The organism is Acetobacter fallax, from assembly GCF_011516735.1.
In the GTDB taxonomy this organism is placed as follows: domain Bacteria; phylum Pseudomonadota; class Alphaproteobacteria; order Acetobacterales; family Acetobacteraceae; genus Acetobacter; species Acetobacter fallax.
Genome location: NZ_WOSX01000022.1, coordinates 26,178 through 52,957, shown reverse-complemented (window position 1 = coordinate 52,957; position 26,780 = coordinate 26,178). Strand labels below are relative to the sequence as shown.

23 protein-coding genes, 1 tRNA gene and 2 pseudogenes are annotated in these 26,780 nt (G+C 58.5%); 20 read left to right on the top strand and 6 right to left on the bottom strand.

Annotation, left to right across the window (positions count from 1 at the left end; translation table 11 throughout):
• Positions 1 to 99 (top strand): annotated as a pseudogene (locus GOB85_RS11660) (IS5/IS1182 family transposase); the annotation flags it as partial.
• A gap of 9 nt (positions 100 to 108) precedes the next feature.
• Here the strand turns inward: GOB85_RS11660 and GOB85_RS11655 are convergent.
• Positions 109 to 1,047 carry a LysR family transcriptional regulator gene (locus GOB85_RS11655; RefSeq protein WP_173577662.1) on the bottom strand — a complete coding sequence of 313 codons (939 nt, stop codon included), beginning with the start codon at positions 1,045 to 1,047 and terminating at the stop codon, positions 109 to 111.
• Between the two features lie 224 nt (positions 1,048 to 1,271).
• On the opposite strand from GOB85_RS11655, the gene GOB85_RS11650 reads away from it, so the two are divergent.
• The 5 genes from GOB85_RS11650 (at position 1,272) to GOB85_RS11630 (ending at position 7,175) form a co-directional block, all read left to right on the top strand.
• Complete coding sequence (locus GOB85_RS11650; RefSeq protein WP_173577663.1) at positions 1,272 to 2,849, top strand: MFS transporter; 1,578 nt, start codon at positions 1,272 to 1,274, stop codon at positions 2,847 to 2,849.
• 21 nt (positions 2,850 to 2,870) lie between these two features.
• Positions 2,871 to 3,947, top strand: a complete 1,077-nt coding sequence (locus tag GOB85_RS11645; RefSeq protein WP_173577627.1) for an HlyD family secretion protein — start codon at positions 2,871 to 2,873, stop codon at positions 3,945 to 3,947.
• A gap of 40 nt (positions 3,948 to 3,987) precedes the next feature.
• Positions 3,988 to 5,505, top strand: a complete 1,518-nt coding sequence (locus GOB85_RS11640) for an efflux transporter outer membrane subunit (protein ID WP_242011470.1) — start codon at positions 3,988 to 3,990, stop codon at positions 5,503 to 5,505.
• Positions 5,502 to 6,233: a pirin family protein gene (locus tag GOB85_RS11635; protein ID WP_173577628.1), complete on the top strand. Its 732-nt coding sequence runs from the start codon at positions 5,502 to 5,504 to the stop codon at positions 6,231 to 6,233. Before GOB85_RS11640 ends, GOB85_RS11635 begins: the two co-directional genes overlap by 4 nt.
• A 255-nt stretch (positions 6,234 to 6,488) precedes the next feature.
• Complete coding sequence (locus GOB85_RS11630; RefSeq protein WP_242011466.1) at positions 6,489 to 7,175, top strand: hypothetical protein; 687 nt, start codon at positions 6,489 to 6,491, stop codon at positions 7,173 to 7,175.
• Between the two features lie 72 nt (positions 7,176 to 7,247).
• Here GOB85_RS11630 and GOB85_RS11625 read toward each other — a convergent pair whose 3' ends face one another.
• From GOB85_RS11625 to GOB85_RS11615, 3 genes are all read right to left on the bottom strand, one after another.
• Positions 7,248 to 10,136: a glycosyltransferase gene (locus tag GOB85_RS11625; RefSeq protein ID WP_242011465.1), complete on the bottom strand. Its 2,889-nt coding sequence runs from the start codon at positions 10,134 to 10,136 to the stop codon at positions 7,248 to 7,250.
• Positions 10,137 to 10,436: 300 nt separating this feature from the next.
• Positions 10,437 to 10,988 (bottom strand): protein-export chaperone SecB, encoded by a 552-nt coding sequence (locus GOB85_RS11620; RefSeq protein ID WP_173577630.1) that lies wholly within the window; start codon positions 10,986 to 10,988, stop codon positions 10,437 to 10,439.
• Positions 10,989 to 11,252: 264 nt separating this feature from the next.
• Positions 11,253 to 11,396, bottom strand: a complete 144-nt coding sequence (locus GOB85_RS11615; protein WP_173577631.1) for a hypothetical protein — start codon at positions 11,394 to 11,396, stop codon at positions 11,253 to 11,255.
• Between the two features lie 162 nt (positions 11,397 to 11,558).
• Between GOB85_RS11615 and GOB85_RS11610 the strand changes: the two genes are divergently transcribed.
• The 11 genes from GOB85_RS11610 (at position 11,559) to GOB85_RS11560 (ending at position 21,308) form a co-directional block, all read left to right on the top strand.
• Positions 11,559 to 11,891, top strand: coding sequence for a lipopolysaccharide assembly protein LapA domain-containing protein (locus GOB85_RS11610; RefSeq protein WP_173577632.1), 333 nt, complete (start codon positions 11,559 to 11,561; stop codon positions 11,889 to 11,891).
• A 10-nt stretch (positions 11,892 to 11,901) separates the two neighbouring features.
• Entirely contained in the window at positions 11,902 to 12,609 is a 708-nt protein-coding gene (gene pyrF / locus GOB85_RS11605; protein ID WP_173577633.1) for an orotidine-5'-phosphate decarboxylase, read from the top strand.
• Positions 12,610 to 12,614: 5 nt separating this feature from the next.
• On the top strand, positions 12,615 to 13,256 hold the full coding sequence (locus tag GOB85_RS11600; RefSeq protein WP_173577634.1) for a phosphoribosylanthranilate isomerase: 642 nt from the start codon (positions 12,615 to 12,617) through the stop codon (positions 13,254 to 13,256).
• A 55-nt stretch (positions 13,257 to 13,311) separates the two neighbouring features.
• Positions 13,312 to 13,402 (top strand) — tRNA-Ser (locus GOB85_RS11595).
• A gap of 385 nt (positions 13,403 to 13,787) precedes the next feature.
• Positions 13,788 to 13,994, top strand: coding sequence for a cold-shock protein (locus tag GOB85_RS11590; protein ID WP_173577635.1), 207 nt, complete (start codon positions 13,788 to 13,790; stop codon positions 13,992 to 13,994).
• A 546-nt stretch (positions 13,995 to 14,540) separates the two neighbouring features.
• Positions 14,541 to 14,768, top strand: a complete 228-nt coding sequence (locus tag GOB85_RS11585) for a hypothetical protein (RefSeq protein WP_173577636.1) — start codon at positions 14,541 to 14,543, stop codon at positions 14,766 to 14,768.
• 64 nt (positions 14,769 to 14,832) lie between these two features.
• The gene (locus GOB85_RS11580) at positions 14,833 to 16,068 is read left to right on the top strand and encodes a putative DNA modification/repair radical SAM protein (RefSeq protein WP_173577637.1); all 1,236 of its coding nucleotides are present in this window, start codon (positions 14,833 to 14,835) and stop codon (positions 16,066 to 16,068) included.
• The gene (locus GOB85_RS11575) at positions 16,065 to 16,838 is read left to right on the top strand and encodes a TIGR03915 family putative DNA repair protein (protein WP_242011464.1); all 774 of its coding nucleotides are present in this window, start codon (positions 16,065 to 16,067) and stop codon (positions 16,836 to 16,838) included. The genes GOB85_RS11580 and GOB85_RS11575 overlap by 4 nt, the downstream gene beginning before the upstream one ends.
• 516 nt (positions 16,839 to 17,354) lie before the next feature.
• Positions 17,355 to 18,725 carry an NAD-dependent succinate-semialdehyde dehydrogenase gene (locus GOB85_RS11570; protein WP_173577638.1) on the top strand — a complete coding sequence of 457 codons (1,371 nt, stop codon included), beginning with the start codon at positions 17,355 to 17,357 and terminating at the stop codon, positions 18,723 to 18,725.
• A gap of 150 nt (positions 18,726 to 18,875) precedes the next feature.
• Complete coding sequence (locus tag GOB85_RS11565; RefSeq protein ID WP_198912209.1) at positions 18,876 to 20,042, top strand: L-dopachrome tautomerase-related protein; 1,167 nt, start codon at positions 18,876 to 18,878, stop codon at positions 20,040 to 20,042.
• A gap of 90 nt (positions 20,043 to 20,132) precedes the next feature.
• Entirely contained in the window at positions 20,133 to 21,308 is a 1,176-nt protein-coding gene (locus tag GOB85_RS11560) for an alpha-hydroxy acid oxidase (RefSeq protein WP_173577639.1), read from the top strand.
• Positions 21,309 to 21,377: 69 nt separating this feature from the next.
• Here GOB85_RS11560 and GOB85_RS19300 read toward each other — a convergent pair.
• Positions 21,378 to 21,872: pseudogene (locus GOB85_RS19300) on the bottom strand (transposase); the annotation flags it as partial.
• Between the two features lie 346 nt (positions 21,873 to 22,218).
• Complete coding sequence (locus GOB85_RS11550; RefSeq protein WP_173577641.1) at positions 22,219 to 22,713, bottom strand: Hsp20/alpha crystallin family protein; 495 nt, start codon at positions 22,711 to 22,713, stop codon at positions 22,219 to 22,221.
• Positions 22,714 to 23,121: 408 nt separating this feature from the next.
• On the opposite strand from GOB85_RS11550, the gene GOB85_RS11545 reads away from it, so the two are divergent.
• The 3 genes from GOB85_RS11545 to GOB85_RS11535 all read left to right on the top strand — a co-directional run bounded on the left by GOB85_RS11545 (position 23,122) and on the right by GOB85_RS11535 (position 26,713).
• Complete coding sequence (locus tag GOB85_RS11545) at positions 23,122 to 24,096, top strand: MBL fold metallo-hydrolase (RefSeq protein WP_173577642.1); 975 nt, start codon at positions 23,122 to 23,124, stop codon at positions 24,094 to 24,096.
• Positions 24,097 to 24,153: 57 nt separating this feature from the next.
• The gene (locus GOB85_RS11540) at positions 24,154 to 25,848 is read left to right on the top strand and encodes a bifunctional protein tyrosine phosphatase family protein/NAD(P)/FAD-dependent oxidoreductase (protein WP_173577643.1); all 1,695 of its coding nucleotides are present in this window, start codon (positions 24,154 to 24,156) and stop codon (positions 25,846 to 25,848) included.
• A gap of 82 nt (positions 25,849 to 25,930) precedes the next feature.
• A complete protein-coding gene (locus GOB85_RS11535; RefSeq protein ID WP_173577644.1) occupies positions 25,931 to 26,713 on the top strand; it encodes a TSUP family transporter in 783 nt (260 codons plus the stop codon).
• Positions 26,714 to 26,780 lie beyond the last annotated feature (67 nt).

Below are 26,780 nucleotides of genomic sequence, written 5' to 3'. Positions count from 1 at the left end.
ACGAAGGATGTCGAGACAACAATCTCGTCATCCTGCGCATGGTTGATGATTGCCCATATCCGCAGAGTTCTGCGAAAAATCAATCAAACCGCTTTCTGATTCAGGCTCTTACAGTCCGGATGACGGCACGCCGCAGTTACGAAATACAGTGTGTGAAACCCGAAACAGGGTTTCGCGAAGCCAGCGGTGGACCGGGTCGGTGTCGCGTCTCGGATGCCAGGCCTGGAAGGCTTCAATGCAGGGCAGGGAAAGCGGGAATTCAAAAGTCGCCAGGCCGAGTGCTTTGACGGAGATATGGTCCAGCACGATTCCAGGGAGTGGCAGGATGAGGTCCGTGTCCTTCATGCTTTCAATCATGGCGTGGTAATTCGGCACGACCATGGCGATGCGGCGTGTGAGACCATGATGATCGCGCAGGGCAGCATCAATCGGGCCCTGTGCCCGACCCCGGCGCGATACGCTGATATACTCATAGCGGGTCATGGTTTCCGGCGTGATGCCCGCAGAAAAGATCGGATGATCCTTTCTCACCAGAGCACACATGGTGTCACGGAAGATCGTCTGGCGACGGATCTCGGACTTCATGGCATCCGTGGCGCCAATATAGAGATCAATACTGCCATGGCGCAGAGGATCGCTGGCAGGATCATCGACTTCCGGGGCGAACACGAGTTCGCAATGCGGACAGTCCTGCCTCAGCGCGCGAAGCAGCGGCAGGCCGAGGGCGGCAACGATGAGATCATTGGCGCGGATGGTGAACGTCGGCGTCAGATTACGCAGATTGGCGAGAGCCCGGGTTTCGATGAGACTGTCAGCCGCGCGGACGACCTCCTGCACCCGATCCATAATACCGAGGGCAAAGGAAGAGGCCATCATCCTGCGACCTGACTGCACGAGGATCGGATCTCTGAAGACAGCCCGCAGCTTGGCAAGGTGACGGCTCATGGCGGGCTCGCTCACCTTCAGGCGTCGGGCGGACGCTGAGACGCTTTCCTCCTCAATCAGAACCTGGAGATAACGAAGCAGATCGAGATCATATCCACGCATCATTCCACTTTTAGACTTCGCTGAACGAAGGTGCCACGATTTTTCAATCCGAAAAGTGGAATCGATGATTGCCGGAAACGGGGGTATTCCTGCTCCTGTTTCCGATGCTCATACGAGATATGCAGACTGCCCTCCCTTCTTCGACCGTAGTGGCACCCGGTGCCGCAGGTCTGGCAGAAGTCGCACAGACCCCGGCTGCGCCGGTGATCCATGCGTCTCCGCCCATGCCATCCTATATCCCTCCCTTTGGCCTCCGCACGGTCATCGGGTGTCTCGGGATGCTGCTGGCCGTGCATATCGCAGGCTTCAATGAGCATGTGACCGAAATCGGGCTCTCCGACATTCGTGGCGCGATGCATATCGGGCACGACGAAGGAACATGGTTGATTGCAATTTATGAGGCATTCAACATTGCGGCCATGGCGTTCACGCCCTGGTTTTACATGACGTTTTCGATTTATCGCTTCTCGATTTTCATGACAGCAGCCATGGCGTTGCTGGCAATCCCGGCCCCCTTTATGTCCGACGTCACAGCCCTGTGCATTCTGCGAGGCTTTCAGGGACTGACCGCAGGCTGCCTGCCGCCGGTTCTGATGACAGTCATGCTCAAATATCTGCCGCCGGAAATTCGTGTTTTCGGCATTGGCGGATACGCGATGAGCGCCACATTCGGACCAAATCTCGGACTCCCGCTGGAAGCGTTCTGGTTCGAGCATGTGGGCTGGCACTGGCTGTACTGGGAAATCATTCCGCTGGCAGTCGCCTCGATCGCAATGATGGCGTACGGACTGCCGCGTGATCCCATGCATCCTGAGCGGTTTAAGAAATTTAACTGGCTGGGAATTCTGGTCGGGCTTCCGGCAATCTGTTCTCTGGTGATCGTGCTCTATCAGGGAGACCGGCTGGACTGGTTCCGCTCACCGGTGATCACGCATCTGACATTCTGGGGCGGTGCAGCCTTCATTGTTTTTGCCATTAACGAGGCCTTTCATCCCAGTCCATATTTCCGGATTCAGTACTGGAAGAGTCGCAACATCCAGGCTTCGCTGTTGTCGCTGGTCGGGATTCTGGCGATCTGCGCGCTGATGGGCGATATTCCGGCGACCTATCTGGAGGGTGTACGGGGATATCGCCCGATACAGGCAGCACCGATATCTCTTGTCGTGGCGTTGCCACAACTCATCATGCTGCCGCTGATCGCGGCAATCTGTAACAGCCGAAAAGTGGATTGCCGCTATGTGCTGGCAGGTGGGATGCTGTGCCTGGCCGCCGCTGCCTGGCTCGGCACCTGGCTGACGCCGGACTGGGTCAGGGATAATTTCTATCCGTTGCAGATCCTGCAGGTTTTCGGACAGCCCATGACTGTGATCCCGACCCTGATGCTCGCCACTCTGGCGATGGGGCCGGCAGACGGGCCGTTCATTTCCGGCATGGTGAACATGCTCAAAGGGCTTGCGAATGCGGTGGCCTTCGCTCTGTTCTCCGCACTGACGCGGCGACGCGAGCAGTATCATTCCACGATGCTTCTGGATCACCACGGCACACACGGTCTGGCATTGCAGGGGCTCGGAGATCCCATTTCCGGGCAACTCTCCGGAATCTCACCCGATCCGGCACATGTGGCACGAAACTCTCTCCAGGTTTTCCATACTTACGTTCATGAGCAGGCGCTCGTTCTGGCTCTGAACGACATCTACTACGTGCTGATATGGGTCTGCCTCGGATACGCTGTTCTGAATCTTGTTCTGCCCAAAAGGGTTTTTCCACCCCGCGCTCCTTCACCAGCCATGCCCGTCCGCTGATATTCTGAAAAAGACAAAATAATGATCTACAGAAAACCTCTTCTTTATTCCGGCTGTGCCGCGGTTGTTCTTACACTGGCCGCCTGGAGCGGCAGCCGTCTGGTTCTGGGTAACGGTGTCGATCAGTACACGAACGATGCTTACGTGACAGCGGATTTCACCATAGTCGCTCCGAAAGTGTCCGGACGGATCGACCGGGTCATTGCGCAGGACAACGAACAGGTCCGCGCCGGAGAGGAGCTCGCCCATATCGAGGATGATGACTATCGTGCGGCGCTTGATGTGGCGAAAGGCAATGTTCTTGCAGCGCAGGGAGACGTTGCAAATCTTGAGGCCGGGCTGGCGCGGCAGGATTCGCTGATTTCCGGTGCGAAAGCCACCGTGTTGTCCGATCAGGCGGCCCTGATGTTCGCACGCGAAAATGCTCTGCGTTATCGTAATCTTTCCTCGGGGGGCGCAGGAACGACAGAGCAGAAACAGTCTTCTGAATCACAGCAGAAAGAAGCCGGTGCGACAGTGGCGCGCGATCAGGCCGCAGTCGATGCGTCGGTCGGTCAGATCGCAGTGCTGAAAGCACAGTTGCAGCGAGCCCGGGGCGTGCTGCTGCGGGCACAGGGTGATGAGAAGCAGGCTGCCCTGAACCTGTCTTACTGCACTATCCCGGCACCTGTGGACGGCGTCGTCGGCGAACGTGGCGTGCGGGTCGGTGCTTACGTACACCCCGGCACGGGAATTCTCGCCGTCGTCCCGATCCAGGGAGCTTACGTACTCGCCAACTTTCAGGAAACGCAACTGACACATGTTCAGACCGGACAGACAGCGACAATCCAGGTGGATACGTTTCCGAACCATACGCTGAAAGCGCACGTGGATTCCCTGGCGCCCGCGACAGGCGTCGCCTTCGCACCGATCCAGCCGGACAATGCAACGGGAAATTTCACCAAAGTGGTTCAGCGTGTTCCGGTAAAACTGACCTTTGATCCGGGACAGGCCCTCGCCTCGAAAGTGCGCGTCGGTCTGTCAGTGGAAGTGAGCATCGACACGGCCTCGCAGCCTGGCGGACCTCATGCGAACGATGCGCGCTATGTCTGGCGGTAACGACATGAGCGCGGGATGTGGAGGTCGGAGGCGCCGGGCGATGCTGCCGTCTCTGGCAATGGCGGTGCTGGCCGGATGCACCGTCGGGCCGGATTATCATAAACCCGATCTGCACGCGCCGGCGGCCTGGCGCGAGACCATGGCACCGGCCGAAAGTCATCCTGTCGGTGCGAAGATCGATCCTGACTGGTGGCGACTGTTTGATGATCCGGTTCTGACGGCGCTGGAGAAGCAGGTCGCAGCGAACAATCTTGATCTGAGGGCCGCGGCTTACCGTCTGGCCGAAAGCGTGGCCGAGCGGCGTATCGCCAGCGCGGCGCGGTTTCCGCACGCGGAGGCGGCTGCGTCCTATGCGCGGGAGCGTGCGAGCACGAACGGTATTCTGGGGCTGCTGGGCACGATGGAACAGGCTGGTGCCGGAACGATCGCAAACGGAGCACAGGGCTTCGGCCCGACCGCCCTTCCGGGAAGTGTCGGCAATCCGTCTTTCAATCTGCCTCAATACGGAATGAGCGCCTCCTGGGAGGTGGATTTCTGGGGTCACGTGCGACGTCAGGTTGAGGCCGCAACAGCGGCGATGCACGGCACGGAAGAAATGCGCCGCGATGTCATGGTCTCGCTGATGGCGGAAACGGCACAGGATTACATTGATCTTCGTGGCGTGCAGGCGCAGATCGGCATTCTTCAGCATAACATCGGGATCACGCAGCATAGTGTGGAACTGACGACGCTGCGTTTTCAGCAAGGTGCCGCGACACGTCTGGATGTTGCGGAATCAACCGGCCAGCTTCATACGTTTGAGGCGAGGATGCCACCGCTGAAGAGTCAGGAAATTCACCTGATCAACGCACTGAGTTTTCTTGTCGCCCGTGAACCTGGAGCACTGACCGCGCAACTCGGCCATACCGGAGCAATCCCGCCCGTTCCCGCCGCGGTGCCGGCCGGCCTGCCATCGGAACTGGCTGATCGCAGGCCGGATATCCGCATGGCTGAAGAACAGCTTCATGCGGCGACGGCGAGTATCGGTGTGGCGATTGCCGACTTCTTTCCGCGTGTGACCCTGTCGGGCAGCCTTGATATTCAGGCCCTGCAGTTCAGCGGACTGGGGTCCTGGGCTTCCCGGCAATACGGATTCGGCCCAACAGCGACGCTGCCGCTTTTTGAAGGAGGACGTCTGACCGGACAGTTGCATCTGCGAAAGGCCCAGCAGCGGGAAGCGGCGGTGATGCTGCAACGCACGGTCCTGAAAGCCTGGCAGGAAATCGACGACGCACTGGCGGATTTTTCCGCATCACAAACAGAACGCGACCATCTGGCTGAGGCTGTGCATGAAAATCAGGTCGCCGTTGATATGGCGCAGATGCAATACGTGCAGGGCTCATCGGACTTCCTGAACGTGCTGACCCTGCAAAATGCGTTGTTGTCCTCACAGAGCGCGCTCGTGGATGCGACAACTCAGGTCTCCCGGTCGGTGACACATCTCTATCGGGCGCTCGGCGGCGGCTGGGAGACGAGCTATCCGGTGGCGTCCGTTCACACTACGAGGCTCGTGCGATGATCGCCGTGCGTCGGCAAAGTTCACTTGGCGAAGTCCAGGATCAGGGCGTGACGCTGCGCTGCCATTTTCCGTTCCGGTCTTATGTCGATCCGATGCATGGCTGCTGCGGACGCCTGCGCGTTCTCAATACGGGCACACTCACCGCAGGCATGACATACGCTGTCGGCCCTGAATCCGGCATGGAGATTCTCACCTGGCTGCGGGACGGATCTCTGTCGACCTCTGTTGCGGGGTTTCCGGGTGATACGCTTTCAGCAGGTGGCCTGCATGCCGTGAGTACGGGCGATGGCGTCTCCCGTCTCGAATGGGTTGCCGGCACAGGCGAGGCATTTTTTCTGCAGTTCTGGCTTCTTCCTGATGACGGCGGCGGTGAACCATCGCAGGAAGTGCGTTCGGAGTTTCCTGCGCTCGAGAAAGGTAGTTTCCGGATTCTGGCTTCCGGATTTCCCGAGGATGACCCGGAAGAACTGGCAGAGATTACGGACGGATCTCCTGTGACGATCCGGTCTCGGTCAAGACTTCTGGATGCGCATATCCTGGCCAGAGAAGGTGCGCGCTACGACACGACCCCGGGACGCGCATTATATCTGACTGTGGTGTCGGGGGGAGCCTCGGTTGGAGACGCCATGCTTGCGGCGGGAGATGCTGTCGCCGTGACCGGAAAGAGTAGCATCACGGTGCTGGCCACAGAGAATACGGTGGTATTGCTGGTCGATACGGCGAGTTAATCTAAAGCAAATATTCCCGGGTCCACATACGCCTGCACCTGAAAGAGGGTCTCAGATCCTTTTGCTGTGGTTCGGAGCAGAGATCCCGCTTTATTCTTCCACGTCAAAGCGGTTTAACTCATACCCGCCTGCATAAAGACTGGCCGTGATGAAGAGAGCCCGGGCTCTGCCCGAACCAGGGCTTTTCTTCCTGTGTGTCAGCCTCTCTGCCATATTGCGTTACTGATGTTCTGCCAGTGTCGCAGGGAGGCCAGATTGCACAATATCGATTTCAGTTCATGGCATAACGTACTTGCAACAGTTATCGGGCTGGCGCTGTTCACGCTGATCGGCGTCGGGGTCCGTCTGGTGATGATGCTGACAATTCAGCAACGGCGGGACCGGCTCAACCGCCAGATCAATGAGCGGCTCCGGGTGCTGATCGCAGCTTATAAGACGCTGGGCGGATCTTTTACCGGTAATCTGAGTGTGGATCCCACTCATTTGCGCGATCTTAAGCAGCGCAATAGCGAAGCCGGAGAGCGGGTGTCACTGGATCTTACAGGCGGGTCTGACCGCGCGCGACGTATCAGGGATGCGGTGGAGTCGGCGTTATCGGATGTCATTCTGCTCGGCACCGAAGAACATGTCCGGCTTGCGGCGCGCGCGGCTGGTGAACTGGCTGGAGGACAACTGGTTCATACGAATGAACTGGTCGTCGCACTGCGGAATTTCGTCCGAACTGCGCTGAGTCTTGATCCCGTACCGTCTAATCTCCTGCTTCCCGGACAAGGTCCGGCACGACCGGCCAGTTCCGGCGGAGGCAGCCGCGACAGGAATGAAAAAGACGGGGGCGGAAAAGGCAATGGCGGCGCCGGTGACGACGGCATTGGCGGTGGAATGGGTGGCAGTTCCTCTGATGGTAGCATGGATGAAGAGATGCCGTCGGGGCATCAGCACTGAACGAGAGGAGTGCCTTTACAAAACACGGATTTTCAGCGCGCAGCAGGAACCGGATGGTCCGGAAGAACGCTTTTACCGGGACGAACGATCAGAATTTGCAAAAACATTCTGCAGAATCTGACTGAGACGCGCCATATAGGATTTCTCGCTGTTCTCATCAGCAAGAACCTGAAGAGATCCGGCCCGCACCGCAGTCCAGAGTTCTTCATCGGAATACAGGTCGGCAAGACGGGCGGCAAAACGCTGCGGATCATTCGTTCCGCCCGAAACGATTTCCAGACCATCCCGCCATCCGAGTTGCCGGCAGAGCAGGTCGGATGCCACCACAGGCAGACCGTAAGACGCGGCTTCATGCACCTTGAACGGAATGCCTCCGGCAAAACGCGTGGGCGCAACAAAGACGCGATGCGTTTTGTAGAGTTCGGATGTATCGGCAACAGGACCGATAAGTTCAACGCGCGGGTCACGGCCCAGAGCACTGAGATCGACAGCCGGACCAAGGAAACCTGCAACCGTAAAGCGGACATCGTCCGGCAGTCGGTCTTTCAGCAGCGGCAGAACCTCACGGATAAACCAGATCAGGCTGTCATGGTTGGGAGAGTCAGGTTCATGAATGGCCCCGAGAAAGAGCAGATCCCGTCGATCAGACCAGGTAGCCGGCGTTGGTCTGACCGGACACAGATGACCAAGCTCCGCCACGTTGTCATAGCCGGCGTCACGCAGCACTGCGGCATCGACGGCATTGACGGCAACGATGGTTTCACAAAGCCAGGCACAGGAGAGTTCTTCCTCAAGCGCCTCACTCACTGTTCCGGTTTGCGGAAGATGGAGGAGTTCTGCCCGCAAAGCCGTGCGTGGGGCCGTCACAGCTTCAGTATCGAGCACGATGCCACCGGTCGGCAGGCAGGAGGCATGTCCCATCAGGATCGGCAGCAGACGACCGAGATTGTGAGTGCGACCAATCCAGACACAGTCATAGGCTCCGCTTCGCTCCTGGAGAAGCCTGTCGAGTTCAACTTCATAATTACGGTCATGAAGGAGTTCGACTTCGGGCGGGAAGTCCGCATAGATCGCCGGAAGGGGGGCAGTTGAAGAATAGATCGGAGCGACTGTGACCTCGTGGCCCAGCGCGGCCATCGTGCGCACAATGTCATTCGACCGGACAAAACCCGATCCGAGACGTCGCGTCGGAATCCGGTCTTCAATAAAGAGAATGCGACGTGTCTTCTTTCCGGCAGTCCGTGCCCGCATCAGAAGAGTTGGTGAGGGCGGCTCGGCATCGAGAAGGGCGGCGGCATGGCGACGACGTAGCGTGCGCATGTCGGCAGTGTCGTAAGACGGCGCATCCGCATCGCGGACATCAAGCGTTGCGATCATCGCGGGTTCGTAAAGGGTCGCGAACCCTTTTTCCGCCGCCCGAAGCGAAAAATCTGCCAGAGCTCCGGCTTCAGATGCGAATTCAGGGCTGAAACCGTCGAGCGTTTCTATCAGCGCACGGCTGATCAGGAGGCAGGGAACCGTTCCGCAGGCTGTAAGCCGCCGAAAAGAGGCTTCCGGGACTTCAAGGGCTGCTCCTTCCATGTAATGCCCCAGTGAGCCGTCGCGCCATATGATCGTGCCGGCTTCCTGAATCCGGTCGTCGGCGCGCAATATTCTGCCGGTTACGATTCCGGCCCGTGGCTTTCCTGACCGTCGGGAAGCCTGAGCTGAAAGCTGGCTGAGAGCCGCTGTGATCGCGCCATGTTCCAGACGAACACCCTGGCCGAGCCAGAGAACTGTGTCCGTCGTAATATACGGCAGAGCAGCCTTCAGCGCCTCTGGCCGTGTTGTCGTTTGCGCAAGACGTACAATATGAACGCCACCGGCAAACTGTTCCAGATAACGGGTATCGTCTCGTGATCCGGCGTCAACGACGATGACTTCAATTGATCCGCGCACTGTGGTTCGCAGGGCAGCGAGCGTCGAGAGCGTTAGCGGCAGGCGGTTGTGAACATAAAGGACGACGCTGAGTGAAGGCGCTTCCTTCGACGTGAAACTGAGAGGATGGCGGACCAGAAGCGGAATGAGCGATTCCGCTTTTCGCGCCGCCAGTCCTTCATATTTTTTCAGTTCCGGGCGACTGGCGTCTGCGTCCCGCGCACGGATATGCCGCCGGGAAAGCCAGTGAACGAAAGCATCCCGGACCAGACCGTTCTCAATATCGGCGCGTACTGTGCCTGTGAAAAAATATTCGAGCAGATCGATATCCGGATGGGGTTTGCGCCGTTCAAGCGCACCATAACGGACAAAATGATCGTACGCCGACCTGACATGCCCTCCTGATATTGCGTTTCCGATATCAGGATACAGTTCGAGGTAATAGTCTTCGCTGAACCATTCCAGGGCACAGAAAGCCTGCGGCGTTATGCTGGTCAGGAAATGGTGGAGTGCATTTTCGAAATCTCCATCCTGAACCGCCATGATGACTTCAGGATATGTCGACTGATACCATTGCGGATCGAAATACCAGGTGACGCGTACTGTACTGCCGAACGCAGGTTGACCCAGAAACGTAGCGAAAGGGCCAAGCTCAGGAATGGCGGTTGCCGGACGGGCAGCGTCCGTGTCGCCGGTGTCGGAGGGGGTAAGAAGCGCGTTGGAATAAAAAAGCCGGGGATCGAAGAACAGATGGCCAGACCGGAATTCACGATCACCGTAAGTCAGGTAATGATCATAGCCGTTGATCAGGCCCAGACGATCAAGGGTCGAGCGCGTCAGATCCGGGTAACGCGACAGATAGTATGCTTCTGAAAACAGCCAGTGCGGCGAACGATCACTATGGCCATTCAGCCGGTAATGATCGAAACCCGAGGCAAATCCTCCGTGCCTGACTGCTGAAGCGACGTCCGGATTGGCGGTAAGATACCATTTTTCGTCAAAGAAGCGGTTGGGCGAAAAGCCGAGCGCCTTTCCTTCCGTCATGTAGTGCGTTTCAAGGGCGTCTGTGTCCGCCCCTGCGAACTCTTCAGACTGACCTGAATACCGGCTGCGATACCATTCGGCATCAAATTGCGCCCAGGATGGCCCTCTTACTGACTCCGACGACACCCTACCTCACAATAATCTGGCGTACATCCCTCGCAGGAATGACGCTATGGTTGCGACATCGCGGAGAACCGCCATGTCGCGAGAGCATTTTAGCTCCCATTTCTCATTAATGACTTATTATCTACCTGGGTGATTATTGCAAAAAGCAAACCCGGACAGGGTTTGCTATGCTGTTCAGACGCCGTTTTTCTGGGTTCGCCGTGACAGCCAGAGCGCCTCGAAATCGAATTGCTGCAGAATGACTGGCAGGAAGCCCGCCTCACGGGTGAGATCGGCGAGATAGTTTCGCGCGGCAGGGAAGATCATGCGGGGCGCTTCAACCAGCAACAGGGGCTCAAAAGCCTCAGCCGTCACATTTCTGAGCGTAAACAGGCCCGAGTAGATAATATCGGCCTCAAACAGAGTCGACGGCTGGCCGCCATCAGCGGGAGCATCAGCCATGCCATGACACCGCATCCCGAGATCGACCTCAAAGTCCGGCTGATTTTCGCCAACCTGCCGGGCGTTGACGTCAAGTGTCAGTGACGTGTTGGGGCGCATGGGAGGCCGGGTGTGAAGCATGACCGAATCCACCACCCGGAATGTGACGGAACGTACATATTGCGCTCCCATGATAACGGTGGGTCTGGCCGGCTGTTGTCCGGTTCCGGAGAGAGAGTCTGCCCCTGTTCCGCCGGAATGCGCGGCGGCGCCTGTTACCGTTTCCATCGTTTTCACATCGACCATGCTCAAAAAGTCTTTCCGTTCAATACCTGCTCTGCGCGAACCCCTAGCAAATCCGCACTACGCCGACGAGTGTATCAGCGAAACTCTTTCCATCACATGAAGCAAGCCTGCACCAGACCAGGCGCACGCGCTGGCCTCCGGTTTTCCGGTCATCCGGGACGGTGTGACGTGACAAACGGGCGCTGCCTCACCAGACAGAGGCAGGAACTGTTCACGGGCCTTCACCTTCTCACATCGCCAGGCACAGCCTGTCAGCATGGTCTCTCATGCCGGATAAATATTCGCGACGTACTCTCCTGTGCGTCCGATAATGGCGATCCCCTGTTCTGACCTGACAGAATTGCCTCGCCCGTCGGAAAGATCAAATGGAAGAATTGTTGCCATCAACTCAGATGCCTCATGTGTCATGCCAGCTGTCCCGACCGGACAGAATGCTCTGTTACGACACCCTGTCGGACTGCTTTGGGTGTGACTGTCCCGGCGCAGGCCGCCGTGTTTCCGCCAGAAACAGAAGCAGAGCTGACTGTGCATTTTCTTGCCCTCGGTTCGTCGTAGGGCTACGAACCTGACATGATCCGGCTTATCCTCATCGTCCCGTTCCTTCTTGCACTGGTTTTCTTTGCTGCGAGCAACCAGGAACCTACGCAAATGTGGCTGCTGGCCTATGGCTGGTCCTGCTCCATCGGTGTTCTTGCGCTCCTCGTCGCCGCAGTCTCGTTTTTGCTTGGCGCGTTTTCCGTCTGGATCGTCGAACTCGGGCAACGCCGCCGCGCGCGCCGCGCCGAGGCCCGCGTCCGCGACCTGGAAGCCACGCTGGCCACGCATGACGCGCAATCGCGGATGCAGCCACGCTCTGAACCTGCGGCTCCCGTCGTTGTGCCAACGACGCCTCCCCCGCTGTAAGGACTGGTTCATGTCTGATCGCCGGACGCGCCTGATTGCCGCCCTCGATACCCGTGATCCGCAGCAAGCGATGCGTTGGGCGAATGCTGTGTCGCCGCATGCCGCCGCGATTAAGCTGGGGCTGGAATTCGCCTATGCCGCAGGCTTTGAGGCCGTCTCAGATATTGCAGCCGGTCGGGAGCTTTTCCTTGATCTCAAGCTTCACGATATTCCCAACACAGTCGGCGCGGCAATCGGCAGCCTGAGCCGGATCAGTCCGGCAATGCTGACCATCCATGCCAGCGGAGGTGCCGCAATGGTGACCGCCGCCCGTAAGGCCTGTGATGAAAATTTTTCCGCTGAACGCAGGCCCCTTCTGCTGGCAGTCACGGTGCTGACCAGTCTTGATGATGCAGGGCTGGCGGAAACCGGCGTGCAGGACGGCGTGAGAACGCAGGTCCTGAGGCTGGCGGAACTGGCACTGCGCAACGGCGCGAATGGCCTCATCTGCTCAGCGCACGAACTGGCCGCTTTGCGGGCGGAGTTTGGCGACGCGCCGGTGCTGATCACACCCGGTATCCGGCCCCGTGGTGCTGCAGCCGGTGACCAGAAGCGAGTGATGACCCCAGGAGAAGCACGCGAGGCCGGAGCAGACTGGATCGTCGTCGGGCGACCCATCACCGAAGCGTCCGATCCGCAGGCAGCGGCAGCGGCAATCGCAGCCGAGCTCGCGGGATAAATAGTATGTCAGTCCAGGTCAAAATTTGCGGTCTCACCGAGGAAGTGGGGCTGGAAACCTGCCTGGATCAGCGCGTTGACTGGATCGGTTTCAACTTTTTTGCGCGGTCGCCAAGATATGTGACGCCAGCGCGTGCCGCACAGCTGGCCAGTCTGTTCGACAAGGCACCGGCCGGACCGGGATGCGTGGGGTTATTTGTCGAGCCCTCTGACGCAGACATTGCAGACGTCTTGTCCGTCACTTCACTTGATGTGCTGCAACTCTACACCTCGGCAGAACGGGCACGCGAGATCAGAGCCACCTTCGAATGTAAAGTCTGGTTGTCCTGCCCTGTCTCCTCCGAAACTGATTTACCAGTAACCACCGATGTCGATCGGCTGATTGTTGAGTCACGCCCGCCACAGACCTCCGGCCGTCCGGGTGGTAACGGCATCGCTTTCCCCTGGGGGCTGACGCGAGAGTGGAAAGCACCCGTTCCCTGGCTGCTGGCCGGAGGGCTGCGTCCGGAGAATGTGGCGCATGCAATCGCTGAAAGCGGCGCGGCAGCTGTCGACGTCGCATCGGGCGTTGAAAGTGCGCCCGGGATCAAAGATCCTGAGGCTATCGTGCGCTTCGTCGCAGCCGCCCGAGGGACTGTCGGAGCGTGATGCGGTTTTCCTCTTGAGTCTCCGGCGGATACTGGTATGAACGCTTCCCAGCGTCGGAGAGATGGCCGAGCGGCTTAAGGCGCACGCTTGGAAAGCGTGTGTGCGTTAATAGCGTACCGTGGGTTCGAATCCCACTCTCTCCGCCACAGGCTCATAAATCCAATGAAAACAGCAGATTAATGAAATTTAGCGTCATTAGTGCTGTGGCTGTGCGTTACATCATACAAGCAATTTGCTGAAGCGCGCTCAGAGCTATTCCGTCCGGCTCCACATTCCTGAAGATCGGCGAGCGGAGAAGGGCAGCGACCCGATATGCAGCCTGCCACCGAAACTCCCGATTCTGCGTTATCATTTAGCTTGCTGTATGGGGTTTGTTTTTTCTTGCATTCCCCTTTCATTCAGTGCATTTATGTCAAAAGTGGATGCTTTTATATGAGTCGTCGACGCATGTTGCGTCAGTTTTTCTCTTTAAAAGTTATGATTTCGTGTGTGTTTTGTACGCGACCGCTGTTGTAAAGAAGGAGCCTCGTTATGACGACAGGCACCGTAAAATGGTTCAACCCTACCAAGGGTTTTGGTTTCATTCAGCCCGATAACGGCGATCAGGATGCGTTCGTTCATATTTCTGAACTTGAGCGCGCTGGCATGCATACGCTTACCGAAGGTCAGAAAGTCTCTTATGAGCTTGAAGCTGGCCGGAATGGTAAGGCATCTGCTGTAAGTCTCAAAGCTATCTAACGCTTTGAAATCACAGTTCTGATGTGAAAGAAGCCGCCCTCCGGGGCGGCTTTTTCTTTGTCCTGACGACAAAGACCGGCTAGCCGTATTTTCCCTCCTCCACCTGCCTGCTGAGCGTAATCTGCGGACAGCAGGACTCATCTGTTGCGTATCTTCCGGGCGTCCGGTGCCGATCGATTGAACGAAGAGAGCGTGAGGGAGTTTTCTGGCGGGCATCGCCTGCATGAGCCTGAGTCCGCTTTTTGTCCCCCCTCTGGCTCTCCTGGCTATGGTGTATCACTCGATGCCCTCCCTGTCGTACGGGTGTTCCTGTGCAAAATCTGTCCCATAGCGCATCTCCCCATTTCTTACGGGATAACGCACCATCAAATGCCGGAACTAAACACACCCGGAATCCCACTTACACACGCCATTCAGTGAATCAGACAGAAAACAAAGAAAGCTTCACAATCAACTCTCAGTTGTGCAACAGAACTGCTTGTCCCCGCCCGGCCAGAGTCTGGTATTGTTCCGTCGATCAGCATCGCAGCGACGGAGAAAATCCCGATGGGACACAATTATGCCAGACCGGCAACATCCGAGCAGCGCCTCGCCCGCGTCCTGTCCCGCATTCCCGCTGACTGGGCCATTTCAATCGAACGTGGCGCTTCCTCCGACACATGGCGTGCCATAACGCACGCTCCTGACCAGACCGGTGAATGGGGCGAAGCGACCCCGGGACCCGTTGAGGCGCTGGAAGCCGCCTGGCGGCTTAACCGGGGACCGGCTGCCTGATCGGTGCCTCCGGTCAGGACAGAATCATTGACCGGCTCGAAATAAGAACATAACATGAACAACCATGAAGCGCACTTTTTCTCAACGCTTGGCCATCCTGTCCGACGCGGCGAAATACGACGCTTCCTGCGCGTCCAGCGGCACGGAAAAGCGCACGTCAAAGAGCGGCGGTAAGGGGCTGGGTTCCACCGAGAGCAGCGGCATCTGTCACGCCTTCACACCGGACGGGCGCTGCGTCTCGCTGCTCAAGATCCTGATGACCAATTTCTGTATCTACGACTGCGCCTACTGCATCAACCGGATCTTCTCCGGCGTCGAACGTGCCCGGTTCTCCGCCGAGGATATTGTCTGGCTGACTCTGGAGTTCTATCGCCGCAACTACATCGAAGGCCTGTTCCTCTCTTCCGGCATCATCCGCTCGTCGGATTACACGATGGAAGAACTCGTCCGCGTCGCCCGTACCCTGCGCCTCGATCATAATTTTCGCGGCTATATTCACCTCAAAACCATTCCGGACGCCTCGCCGGAACTGCTTGCGGAAGCAGGACTTTACGCCGACAGGCTCTCAATCAATGTCGAAATGCCCACCGAACAGGGTCTCGCCAGCTATGCACCGGAAAAGAACGCCGCCGGCATCCGCAGCGCCATGGGCCACATTCGATACCGCATGGACGCCGCACGTGAAAAAGCGCCCTCGGGCCGCAGACCACCACGTTTCGCACCCGGCGGACAAAGCACGCAGATGATCGTCGGGGCGGACGCTGCCACCGATCAGGACATTCTCTCCAGCAGCGCAAGCCTTTATACCGGCTACCAGCTTCGTCGCGTCTATTACTCCGCTTTCAGCCCGATCCCCGACGCTTCGGTGAAACTCCCGCTCATCCGCCCGCCTCTGCTGCGCGAACATCGCCTCTATCAGGCCGACTGGCTCTTTCGTTTCTACGGCTTTAATTTTCAGGAGCTGACAGAAAACCGTCCCGACGGAATGCTGGATCTGGAGATGGACCCGAAGCTCTCATGGGCCCTGGATCATCGCGATATTTTCCCTGTCGACATCAATCGTGCCGATCGCGAAACACTCTTTCGTATCCCTGGCATCGGTCCACGCAGCGTCATCGCTCTTCTGGCCGCCCGCAAACATCGCACGATCCGCCTTGAGGACCTTGAACGACTCAAAATCAGTATTCGCAAAATCCGTCCTTTCATCACCACCCCGGACTGGCGCCCGACCCGTCTCGCTGATCGAACCGATCTGCGCACACTATTCAAACCCGCGCCCGCGCAGCTCTCCCTGTTATGATGTTGCCCCATGCCATCACGCTCCCGGCTGACGCCTCGTTTGGGATGTGGCGTGATCACGCGAGAGCTCTGTTGCAGAGCAACAGCCCGCCCGAGTGTGTCGAATGGCGCATCAGGTCCGCCCAGGATGATCTGTTCGCTGAAAGCGATCCGCTTCCCGAAGCCACACCGACCAGCCACAAAACCGTTCAGCGCGGCTGTGTCAGGTTGCTGCAACGTATTCTCTGCCACACATCGCCCGACCGCTTTGCTCTGGCTTACAGAGTGTTGTGGAGAACGATGCATCAAGCCGGGCTGATCCGTGCCGCCACGGACCCTGACATCGCTGCCGCAAATCATATGGCGCATCAGATCAGGCGCGACGTCCATGACATGAAATCCTATGTCCGGTTCAGAGAGAAAAAGATCCCCGACAGAAATGAGCGGCATTTCGTATCATGGTTTGAGCCGGATCATCACATCCTTGAAATCGTCGCGCCATTCTTTGCCGGGCGCTTTACGGATATGAACTGGCTGATCCTGACACCGAAAGGCTCCATCGCCCGGAATGGCACAGACTGCATCATCACCCGCGAACCCTGCGCCCGCGAAACCATTGAAGATGAGACCGAACAACTCTGGTACACATATTACCGGTCGATCTTCAATCCGGCCCGCATCAAGCTGAAAACCATGCGGTCACAGATGCCCCGTAAATTCTGGAAAAACCTGCCCGAAACAGAGCTTATTCCGGAAATGCTCGTATCCGCGCAGCGCTGGAAAGTTCAGTGAAAGAAAGGGACGGTCCCGGCTCTCTCCCGGAAGCAGGAAATTTCCGAACTGGCACATATGATGGAACTGATGGAACCCGGCCCGGACTGCCTGCGTTCTTTTCGGGAAGGCGGTCGGGGCTGTCATGGGTTCTGAACGGGAGTGCGCGTTTCCTTCTCCTGTTCGCCACGACACACGAGCCTCGCACTGGTCCCGGTCTGCCGGAAAGTAACCCGACCGGAACCGGGATCACCATTATTTATTGTCCTGGAGGATGCCGGGCTTGTCTGTCTCGCTCTCACCAACGCCAGTCGGATCACGCCCCGGAGACACTGCTGACACTTTCTCAGGGCTTTGCCCGTGATGACCACCGAAGGTCTCAGACCTTTGGAAACCGGCTTCTGATCGACAGATCGGGGTATCGGGCTCCGGTCGCGGCCAGGTTCGGGCAGAAGCGCAGACAATAGTCTCCTGATCTTCATTCCCCTCAATCCACAAGAGCGGTCCCCGTGGCCTGCACGACAGGAAAGAGAAATTATGACTGCTTATCAAACTCTCAACCCGACGACAGGCAAAGTCGAAAAAACTTTTGCCATGAATTCGGATGCCGAAATGGCCCGTTTTCTTGATACGGCCGACGAGACATACCGATCGGACTGGCGGCATCGCAGTCTGGCTGACCGCTGTGCCATCGTCAGCAAAGCCGCAGCGCTTCTGCGCCGCGACCGCGACAAACATGCCCGCCTGATCACCACCGAGATGGGTAAACCCTTTTCTGAAGCCCGTGCAGAAATTGATGTGACTGCTGGTATTCTTGAATTCTATGCAAACGGCGCCGGGAAATTCCTCGCTCCGCAGAAAATCAACATCGACTCAGGCTCGGCAACCGTCATCAGCCAGTCCATCGGCGTGATCTATTGTGTTGAGCCCTGGAATTTCCCTTACTACCAGCTTGCCCGCGTTGCCGCGCCCAATCTTGTGGCCGGTAACGTTGTTATCGCCAAACATGCCCCGAATGTCCCGCAATGTGGTGAGGCTTTCGCTGCGCTGTTCAGCGAAGCCGGAGCGCCGGAAGGCATCTACACCAACGTTTTCCTGAGTAATGACCAGTCCGCGGACCTCATCGCGCAGGACAAAATCCGAGGTGTCGCTCTCACCGGCAGCGAACGCGCCGGAAAAGCGGTCGCCGCCCAGGCCGGCGCTGCTCTGAAGAAAGACACGATGGAACTCGGCGGGAGCGATCCTTTCATCGTTCTTGAAGACGCCGACCTCGATCTTGCCGTCCACTGGGCCGCGTGGGGACGCATGGCCAATAATGGTCAGGTCTGCACCGCCGCCAAACGCATGATCGTGCATGAATCTCTTGCTGATACATTCATCAGCCGTCTGAAGGAAAAGGTCGAATCCTTCCGCCCCGGTGACCCGATGGATCCGGAAAGCACCCACGGCCCGATGAGCAGCGAAAAACAGCTCAGCACAACGCTGTCGCAGATCGATCAGGCCGTCAAAGGCGGTGCCCGGCTCATCACCGGAGGTGAACGCATCAGGCGTGATGGCTTCTTCATGAAAGCTGCGATCCTGACCAATGTCACTAAGGATAATCCTGTTTACTATCAGGAGATCTTCGGACCAGTGGCGGTTGTTCATCGTGTCGGCAGCGAGCAGGAAGCGATCGACCTGGCCAACGATTCACCCTACGGCCTGGGCGGAGCTGTCTTTACGAAAGATGAGGCACGGGGCTACCGCGTTGCTGAAAAAATCGAAACCGGCATGATGTTCGTCAACACCGCCACTGCCGCAGCCCCCGAACTTCCCTTCGGCGGCGTGAAGAATTCAGGATACGGTCGCGAGCTCTCGTCTCTCGGTATCGAGGAATTTCTCAACAAAAAGCTGATCCGGATTGCCTGATCCGGGCGGCAGACCGGTTCGGGACAACAGGCCCGGAACCGGTCATGCCTCTCCCGCAATCGCCGCATGGCAGGCCGCATCTGGCGCTCCTGAACTTTTGCGGCATAACACTGTTCCTGTAGCGTAACACGCGACATCAGGGAGCCGTGTATGTACCGACGTCAGATTCTCACAGCGATGGCCGGCGCGACCGCACTCGGCGTTCTCCCGGCCAGAGCCGGCGTCCGGCCCCGGTCCCTCGTCATCGACCCGACCATTCCTTCTCCGCCAGGTTCTCCGGATGTGCCGGACCCTGAACTGGTTCCCGTCGCCCAGGCAGACCGTATCTGGAACTGCGTGACGACAACGCCGGACGGACAGGTCTTCGTCAGTTTCCCCTCCTGTGACAGGCCAGGTCTTCAGGTCGCCCGCCTGCTGCCTGGAAATGTCCTCCAGCCTTTCCCCGATACCCGCTGGAATGCTCTGCGCGGCCCTTCATGGACACCTGCGGACGGCTTCTTTCTCGTCAATGCCATCCGCATCGGACCAGATGGCAATCTGTGGGTGATCGACGCAGGCGCCCCCGGGATCGGGCTTCCCGCCGTTTCCGGTGCCGCTCGCCTGTTCGTATTCGACCCGAAGAGCGGCGCCCTGATCCGCACCTTTGATCTCGCAGCCGGGCTCCGTCCCGACAGCTATATCGATGACATCCGCTTCAACGGGCCGATCCTTTATGCCACCGATGCCGGCGCTCCCGGCCTCCTCGTCGTCAACATTGTGTCCGGTCTCGTCCGCCGTGTTCTTGACGGCCACAGGCTGCTCACCGATCACAAGCCCATGCTTGCTGATGGGCGGCTGTTGCGGAACGATGCCGGCAAACCACTCCGCGTTCATGCCGATCAGCTCGAAGTCACTCCGGACGGGCGCTATCTCTATGTCCAGCCCTGTTCAGGCTCGCTAGCCCGCATCGAAACCGCCCTGCTCGACAACGAAGCCACCAGCGCCATCACGCTCTCCCTGGGCCTGATCCCCTGGCTCGACACCGGAACCACTGGCGGTACCGCAATCGACGCAAACGGCGTGCTCTACATGTCGGATGTCAATCACCGCCGTATTCTGCGCATTACCCCGGACCGGCATGTCTCGGTTTTTATTGCTGATCCAAGGCTGATCTGGTCCGATGCGATGTGGATCGATCACGATCACCGCCTCTGGATTCCGGCAACGCAGCAGAACAGGACACATGGCTTCCAGGGCGGCACGCAATCCGTGATCTACCCGGTATGGCTGTATGTCGCGAAGATCGATGCCGGACCGGCACCGCTGGATCACGCCTGAGTCTGCCAGCGCAACCCATCGCGGCAATGTCACTTCCGGCGTGACGCCCTGCCGCGCCATGCTGCCCGTGTTTTTCACGGAGCATCGTTCATGAGACCGTCCCGCCGGCTGGAATCCTTCCTGGCCCTGAAGGATTTTGAACGGGTGGCGCGGCGGCTTCTGCCACGTCCTGTCTATGGCTACGTCGCCGGCGCCGCCGAAGACAACGACTCGTTCAATGCCAATACCGCCGCCTTTGCGGATCTCGATCTTGTTCCGCGCGTGCTGATGGACGTATCAAAACGCTCTCAGCGCACCACTCTGTTCGGCCGGGAATATGCCGCCCCTTTCGGTATCGCCCCGATGGGCCTGTCCGCTCTCAGCGCCTATCGCGGCGATATCGTGCAGGCGCAGGCCGCCGCAGCTGCCGAAATCCCGATGATCCTCAGCGGCACCTCTCTCATCCGCATGGAAGATGTCATCTCCGCTGCGCCCGACACATGGTTTCAGGCCTATCTTCCCGGAAACACCAGCCGCATCGACGCTTTGCTGGACCGCGTGACGGCAGCCGGGTTTGAAACGCTTGTCGTCACCATCGATATCCCCGTCGCCGGAAATCGCGAGAACAACACCCGGAACGGCTTTTCAACCCCGCTGCGCCCCGGCATTGGTCTTGCGCTGCAAGGACTTACCCATCCGCGCTGGCTCGTCGATACGTTCGCCCGGACACTGGCGAAATACGGCATGCCCCATTTTGAAAATTCATTTGCTGAGCGTGGTGCCCCGATCCTTTCATCGAACGTCCTCCGTGACTTCACGGCCCGTGACCATTTCAACTGGGACCACATCAGACATATCCGCCAGCGCTGGAAAAATCCTCTGATTATCAAAGGAATTCTTCATCCTGAAGATGCCACTATCGCGCAGAATACCGGCGTTGATGCCATCATCGTCTCCAACCACGGGGGCCGTCAGCTTGATGGTGCCATCGCTCCACTGCGCATTCTCCCTGAAATTGTCGCTTCCACAACCCTGCCTGTCATGATTGACAGTGGTTTTCGACGAGGGAGTCATATCCTGAAAGCTCTCGCTCTCGGCGCGGATTTTGTGTTTATAGGTCGTCCGTTCAACTACGCAGCCGTCGTTGCCGGAAGAGCCGGTGTGGCCCACGCCATCACTCTCGTGAAAGCCGAAGTGGACAGAGATATGGCCATGCTCGGCGTCATTACCTGCGACGACATCACCCTGGATCACGTGCGCTTTCGTCATGCGCGGCACATACCGTAACAGAAAAACTCCCGGTCAGGCGCCAGCTCCGACCGGGAGTCAGTCTGCGCAGAGTCTGTTTGAGAATGGTCATGGATGGACAATTCTACGGAGCATGAGGTTACCGGGAGCGACATGAATCATCGTCTCCGGGACGTCGATCCTCTGCTTGTCACCCCAAACGAGCCGCTTCCAGCGCGTTATCCACCCGAAAGTGCGCTCGACGACCTGGCGCCGGGGCAACACCCTGAAGCCGGCTCCTTGTCGGAGCGGCGGATGATCCTGAGGACGAAATCCTGACAGGTCGCGGTATCCATAAGGCGGGTGCGATCGTCGGCACCGTCAGCGAACAGAGGCCTGAGCCAGGGCCGTCGTTTGCGAATGGCCGCGACGATCGCCTGAGCGCCAGCACTTCGGCAGTGGTCAGACTGACCATGAGCAATCGGCCATCTGTCTCGACGGGAATGTGTCGTTTACGGCCGATGACCTGCCTGCATCAAAGCGTTTTTCCGCTGCTGGTGCCTTGATGGACTGGCTGTCAACGACGGCGGCCGTCGGGCTCTGCACGGGCGCCACGCGACGCCGTGCATAACGGCTTCTTTACCCCGACCCGCTGATCAATAAGCAGGTTTCCAGAGGCTCTGTTGTCATTAAATACTGGCCCCTTCCCAGGGCTTTGCCCTGGAACTGACCAAAGGTCACAGACCTTTGGAAATATGCTTATTTATCAACAGATTGGGGTGAAGGGGTCCGCGACCCTTTCCGGGTTCGGGCAGAGCCCGATCTTTTTCTAACCCTTTGAAAAATCACAGATCAACACTTAACGACAACAGAGCCTTTCCAAAGGTCTGCGATTTTTGGCGGAGTGCGGGGCGGAGACCCCGACACTCTCTTTCCATGTGTCATCCTCAACACTGGTTGAGATCAGACATCAGCCTGCATGAATCGCAATCGTCCGCTCCGCAGGTTTTACTTCCGCCTTGCGCGGCAGCGTTACCGTCAGAACACCGTTTTTCATACTGGCAGCGATCTTGTCGGCATCGGCGTCTTCAGGAATCGCAAAGGAATCCTCAAAAGAAGCAAACCAGCGACCCGCCAGATGCTGCTTCGTTCCCTCCGCCACGTCCGGACGCTTCTTTTCACCGCTGACCGTCAGCAATCCGTTTGTCGCGGAAAGCTTCACATCGCTTTCAGAACAGCCCGGAACCTCAATGCTGACCGTATAACCCTTCGCATCTTCGGTCACATCCGTCGCGCCAATCCGACCGGCTGCCTTCTGCGTTCCGCCAGACGTGGACGGATCTTTGAAATCATCAAACAGGCGAACCATCTGCCGTTCCAGAGCCGTAAACGGATCGGCCACGCGCACCATGCCTGCCGGCACGCGCACCACCTGCGGACGACCACCATTTCCCTGACTGACCATAATGTTCTTCTCCCTTTGCCCGGGTCAAAGCGCACTTCATCACCGCTCTCCGGGCCAGAACGATATCGCGCGGACATCAGGCGATCTGCCGTCATATCAAAACTGACGAAAAACGCCCTGCATTTCTGGTATCATCCGCCCGGAGACCACTCTTTGACCTGCATCAATTTTTGCAGGGAATACCACGTGGTCTCTGGAAACATGGCTTATAGTGTCAGTAAACTTTCGAAACAAAACAGGCAGGTGATCCTGCTGTTTGTCCCGGCGTTATACAGACACACGTTACATGGAGCGTCTGTCAGCATCCCGTCAGCGAAGACCGGATTCACTTGACTTTATGACACTTAATAATTTAATTCAGACATAACATACATAGTTAAATAAATTATGAAATTAAGGACGCAGCCCATGTCCGATCTGCCCCCGTCCCCCGGCACTCCCCGGACGCCCGTTTCCACGCCTGATGCCGTTCTGGCCGCAGCCACGGAACAGGTCGAAACAGCTCTGGCCAGTCCGGCCCTGTGCCCCGTTATCCGTACCTTTTTCGACGAAGACACCTTCACCGCCACTCACGTCGTCCACGATCCGGAGACAAAAAAAGCCGCCATTATCGACAGCGTGCTGAACTACGAAGCCTCCTCGGGCCGGACAAAACACGGCTCGGCACAGATGGTTGTGGACTACATTCGCAAGACTGGTCTCGAAGTGGAGTGGCAGCTCGAAACCCATGCCCACGCCGATCACCTCTCAGCTGCCCCCTGGCTTCAGCAGCAGCTCGGCGGTAAGCTTGCGATCGGGGCCGGCATCACCCGCGTGCAGGATGTTTTTGGGAAAATTTTCAATGCCGGCACCGAATTCGCCCGGGACGGCTCGCAGTTCGATCACCTGTTTCATGATGGGGATACCTTCAGCGTAGGCACCATTCCCGCCATCGCGCTCCACGTTCCCGGTCATACACCCGCCGACATGGCCTTCGTGATCGGTGACGCCGCCTTCATCGGCGATACCCTGTTCATGCCGGATTATGGTACCGCTCGCGCCGACTTCCCTGGCGGCGATGCCCGCGCCCTGTTTCACTCGATCCGCCGCCTCCTGTCGCTACCCGCCTTAACCCGCCTTTATCTGTGCCATGACTATAAGGCTCCTGGTCGCGACACCTTCGCCTGGGAAACCACTGTCGGGGCTGAGCGGGAAGGAAACGTCCATGTGCATAACGGCATCGCCGAGGACGATTTCGTCGCCATGCGCAGTGCCCGCGACAAAACGCTCTCACTGCCTACTCTCATCATGCCCTCCGTGCAGGTGAACATGCGCGCCGGCCACATGCCGGAAGCCGAGGAAAACGGCGTCAGCTACATCAAGGTGCCCGTCAACACCCTCTGAGCTCCCGATCCGTCTGTCCCGGCGCCTCCGCAGATCCCACAGCAACAGGTCCCCATCATGGCTTTCCGCTCCCTTACTGACCGCTACTCTGTCGCTCCGCAGCTCAGCATGGACGATGTCGCCGAAGCCGCCCGTCAAGGCTTTCGCGCCATCGTCTGCATCCGCCCGGACGGTGAGCAGAAAGGTCAGCCTGCAGCCGCTGAAATCGGAAAAGCCACCATTGCCGCCGGGATGACGTTTGAATCCATTCCCTTTCAGTCCGGAATGCTGCCTTCCGAGACTGATATCGAGCGGATGAAAGTTGTCATCAGGGGCGTTGACGGGCCTGTTCTGGGGTATTGCCGTTCCGGTAATCGCGCTGCCATGCTCTGGGCTTTTGCTGAAGCCGGAACTCTGCCCGAAAATGACATCATTACCGCTGGTCAGAAAATCGGCATCGACCTGTCCCCGATCTCCGGCGCTCTGAAACGAAATGCCGCGCCCGTCACCGACAAAGCCCCGGGTGCCGCACCTGGCTCCGCTCCGGGGCGCCGTTTCGATGTCGTCGTCATCGGTGGCGGGGCAGGAGGACTGTCCGCTGCCGCCGGTCTTCTGCGCCGTCGCCCGAACCTGTCGGTCGCCATCGTTGAACCCTCCGCCGATCATTTCTATCAGCCGGGCTGGACCCTTGTCGGAGGAGGCGTTTTCACTGCGAAACAGACCCGCCGCTCCGAAGCCTCCCTGATTCCCAAAGGGGCTGAATGGATCCGCAGCAGGGTGGAGCAGATCCTTCCCGGGGAGGGCCGGGTCATTGTCGCCGATGGCGCCCCCCTGTCTTACTCCGTGCTCATCGTCGCTGCCGGCATCGTTCTCAACTGGGGGGGCATCTCCGGCCTGGAAGAAACGCTCGGCCGCAATGGCGTCACATCCAATTACCGCTACGATCTTGCGCCCTACACCTGGCAGCTCGTGCAGACCCTCTCGCGCGGCACCGCGCTCTTCACCCAGCCACCCATGCCGATCAAATGCGCCGGCGCGCCGCAGAAGGCACTCTATCTTTCATGTGACGAATGGCGCCGCCGGGGTGTGCTGGATTCCATCACTGTCGAATTCGATACCTGCACACCTGCCCTGTTTGGCGTTCCCGCCTTCGTCCCGGCGCTGATGAACTACATCCGTGATTATGGCGTCGATCTTGAGCTCAGCTCCCGCCTCGTTTCCGTTGACGGCACCCGCAAGGTCGCCACCTTCGAGCGCAAAGGCGACAATGGCCCGATGCAGATCGAACGCGGGTTTGACATGCTGCACGTCGTCCCCCCACAGATCGCCCCGGCTTTCGTGCGCGACAGCGGCATCGCCGACCCGTCTGGTTTCGTCGCCGTCAATCCCGCAACCCTGCAGCACATCACTTACAAAAATATTTACGCCCTCGGTGATGTCGCCGGCACAGGCAATGCCAAGACCGCCGCTGCTGCCCGCAAGCAGGCCCCCGTCGTCGCCCTCAATGCCCTGGCTACGCTCGATGGCAAAGCACCCGTCTATGCCTATGATGGTTATGGCGGCTGCCCGCTCACTGTGGAACGTGGGAAGATCGTCCTGGCGGAATTCGGTTACGGTGGCAAACTGATGCCCACCCTGCCAGGATGGATTCTCGATGGCACGAAACCAACACGCCTCGCCTGGTTCCTCAAGAAAGACGTCATGCCCCGGCTCTACTGGGAAATGCTCAAAGGGCACGAATTCATGGTGAAGCCGGAAAAGATAGCGTCCTGAGAAAGTCCGTGTGCCAGGAAGCCTCTGATGGCACGGGTTGTTCTGCCCGTGCCCGCTTTCTTTCGTCCCGGACTGCGGCTGCGTGAGTCCCGACATCGCCCATATCGCGCTGGAACTTTTCTCCGGGGTCATTGTCGGGTTTACCCTGGGCCTGATCGGTGGTGGTGGCTCAATCATGGCCGTTCCCCTGATGGTGTACGTCGTCGGCGTCCCGGACCCGCATGTTGCCATCGGCACCAGCGCCCTCAGCGTTGCCGTCAATGCCCTCGCGGGCCTCGCGCAACATGCAAGGTCCGGCAACGTCAAATGGCGCTGTGCCGCCATCTTCGCCTCCGCCGGTGTCGCTGGCGCCCTCATCGGTGCGCGTTTCGGTAAAGCCGTCGATGGACACAAGCTTCTTTTCTTTTTTGCTCTGCTGATGATCGTTGTCGGTTTCCTGATGCTGCGATGTCGACGCAGCCAGGGCTGTGAAGGCGCCAGCTGCAACCGTGACAATGTGCTGAAGGTCGCCGGCGCCGGTGTCGGCACAGGCGCGCTCTCGGGTTTCTTTGGCATCGGTGGCGGCTTTCTCATTGTGCCGGCCCTTATCGCCGCAACAGGCATGCCCATTCTCAACGCCGTCGGAACGTCGCTCGTCGCCGTCGCGGCTTTCGGCATCAGCACCGCCTTCAGTTATATGCTGTCCGGCTATATCGACTGGAGCCTCGCCGCCCTGTTTATCGCTGGCGGCATCCTCGGCAGCTATGCCGGCATGCGTGCCGCCTGCAGAATGGCAAGCTCACGCGGTGCCCTGACAACCATTTTCGCTGGCGTCATCTTCATCGTGGCGGCTTATATGATCTGGAAAAGTATCAGCGTGGTCTGATGCCAGCCCGCATACAGACAACCCGGGCTCTGCCCGCACCCGGAAGGGGTCGCGGACCCCTTCACCC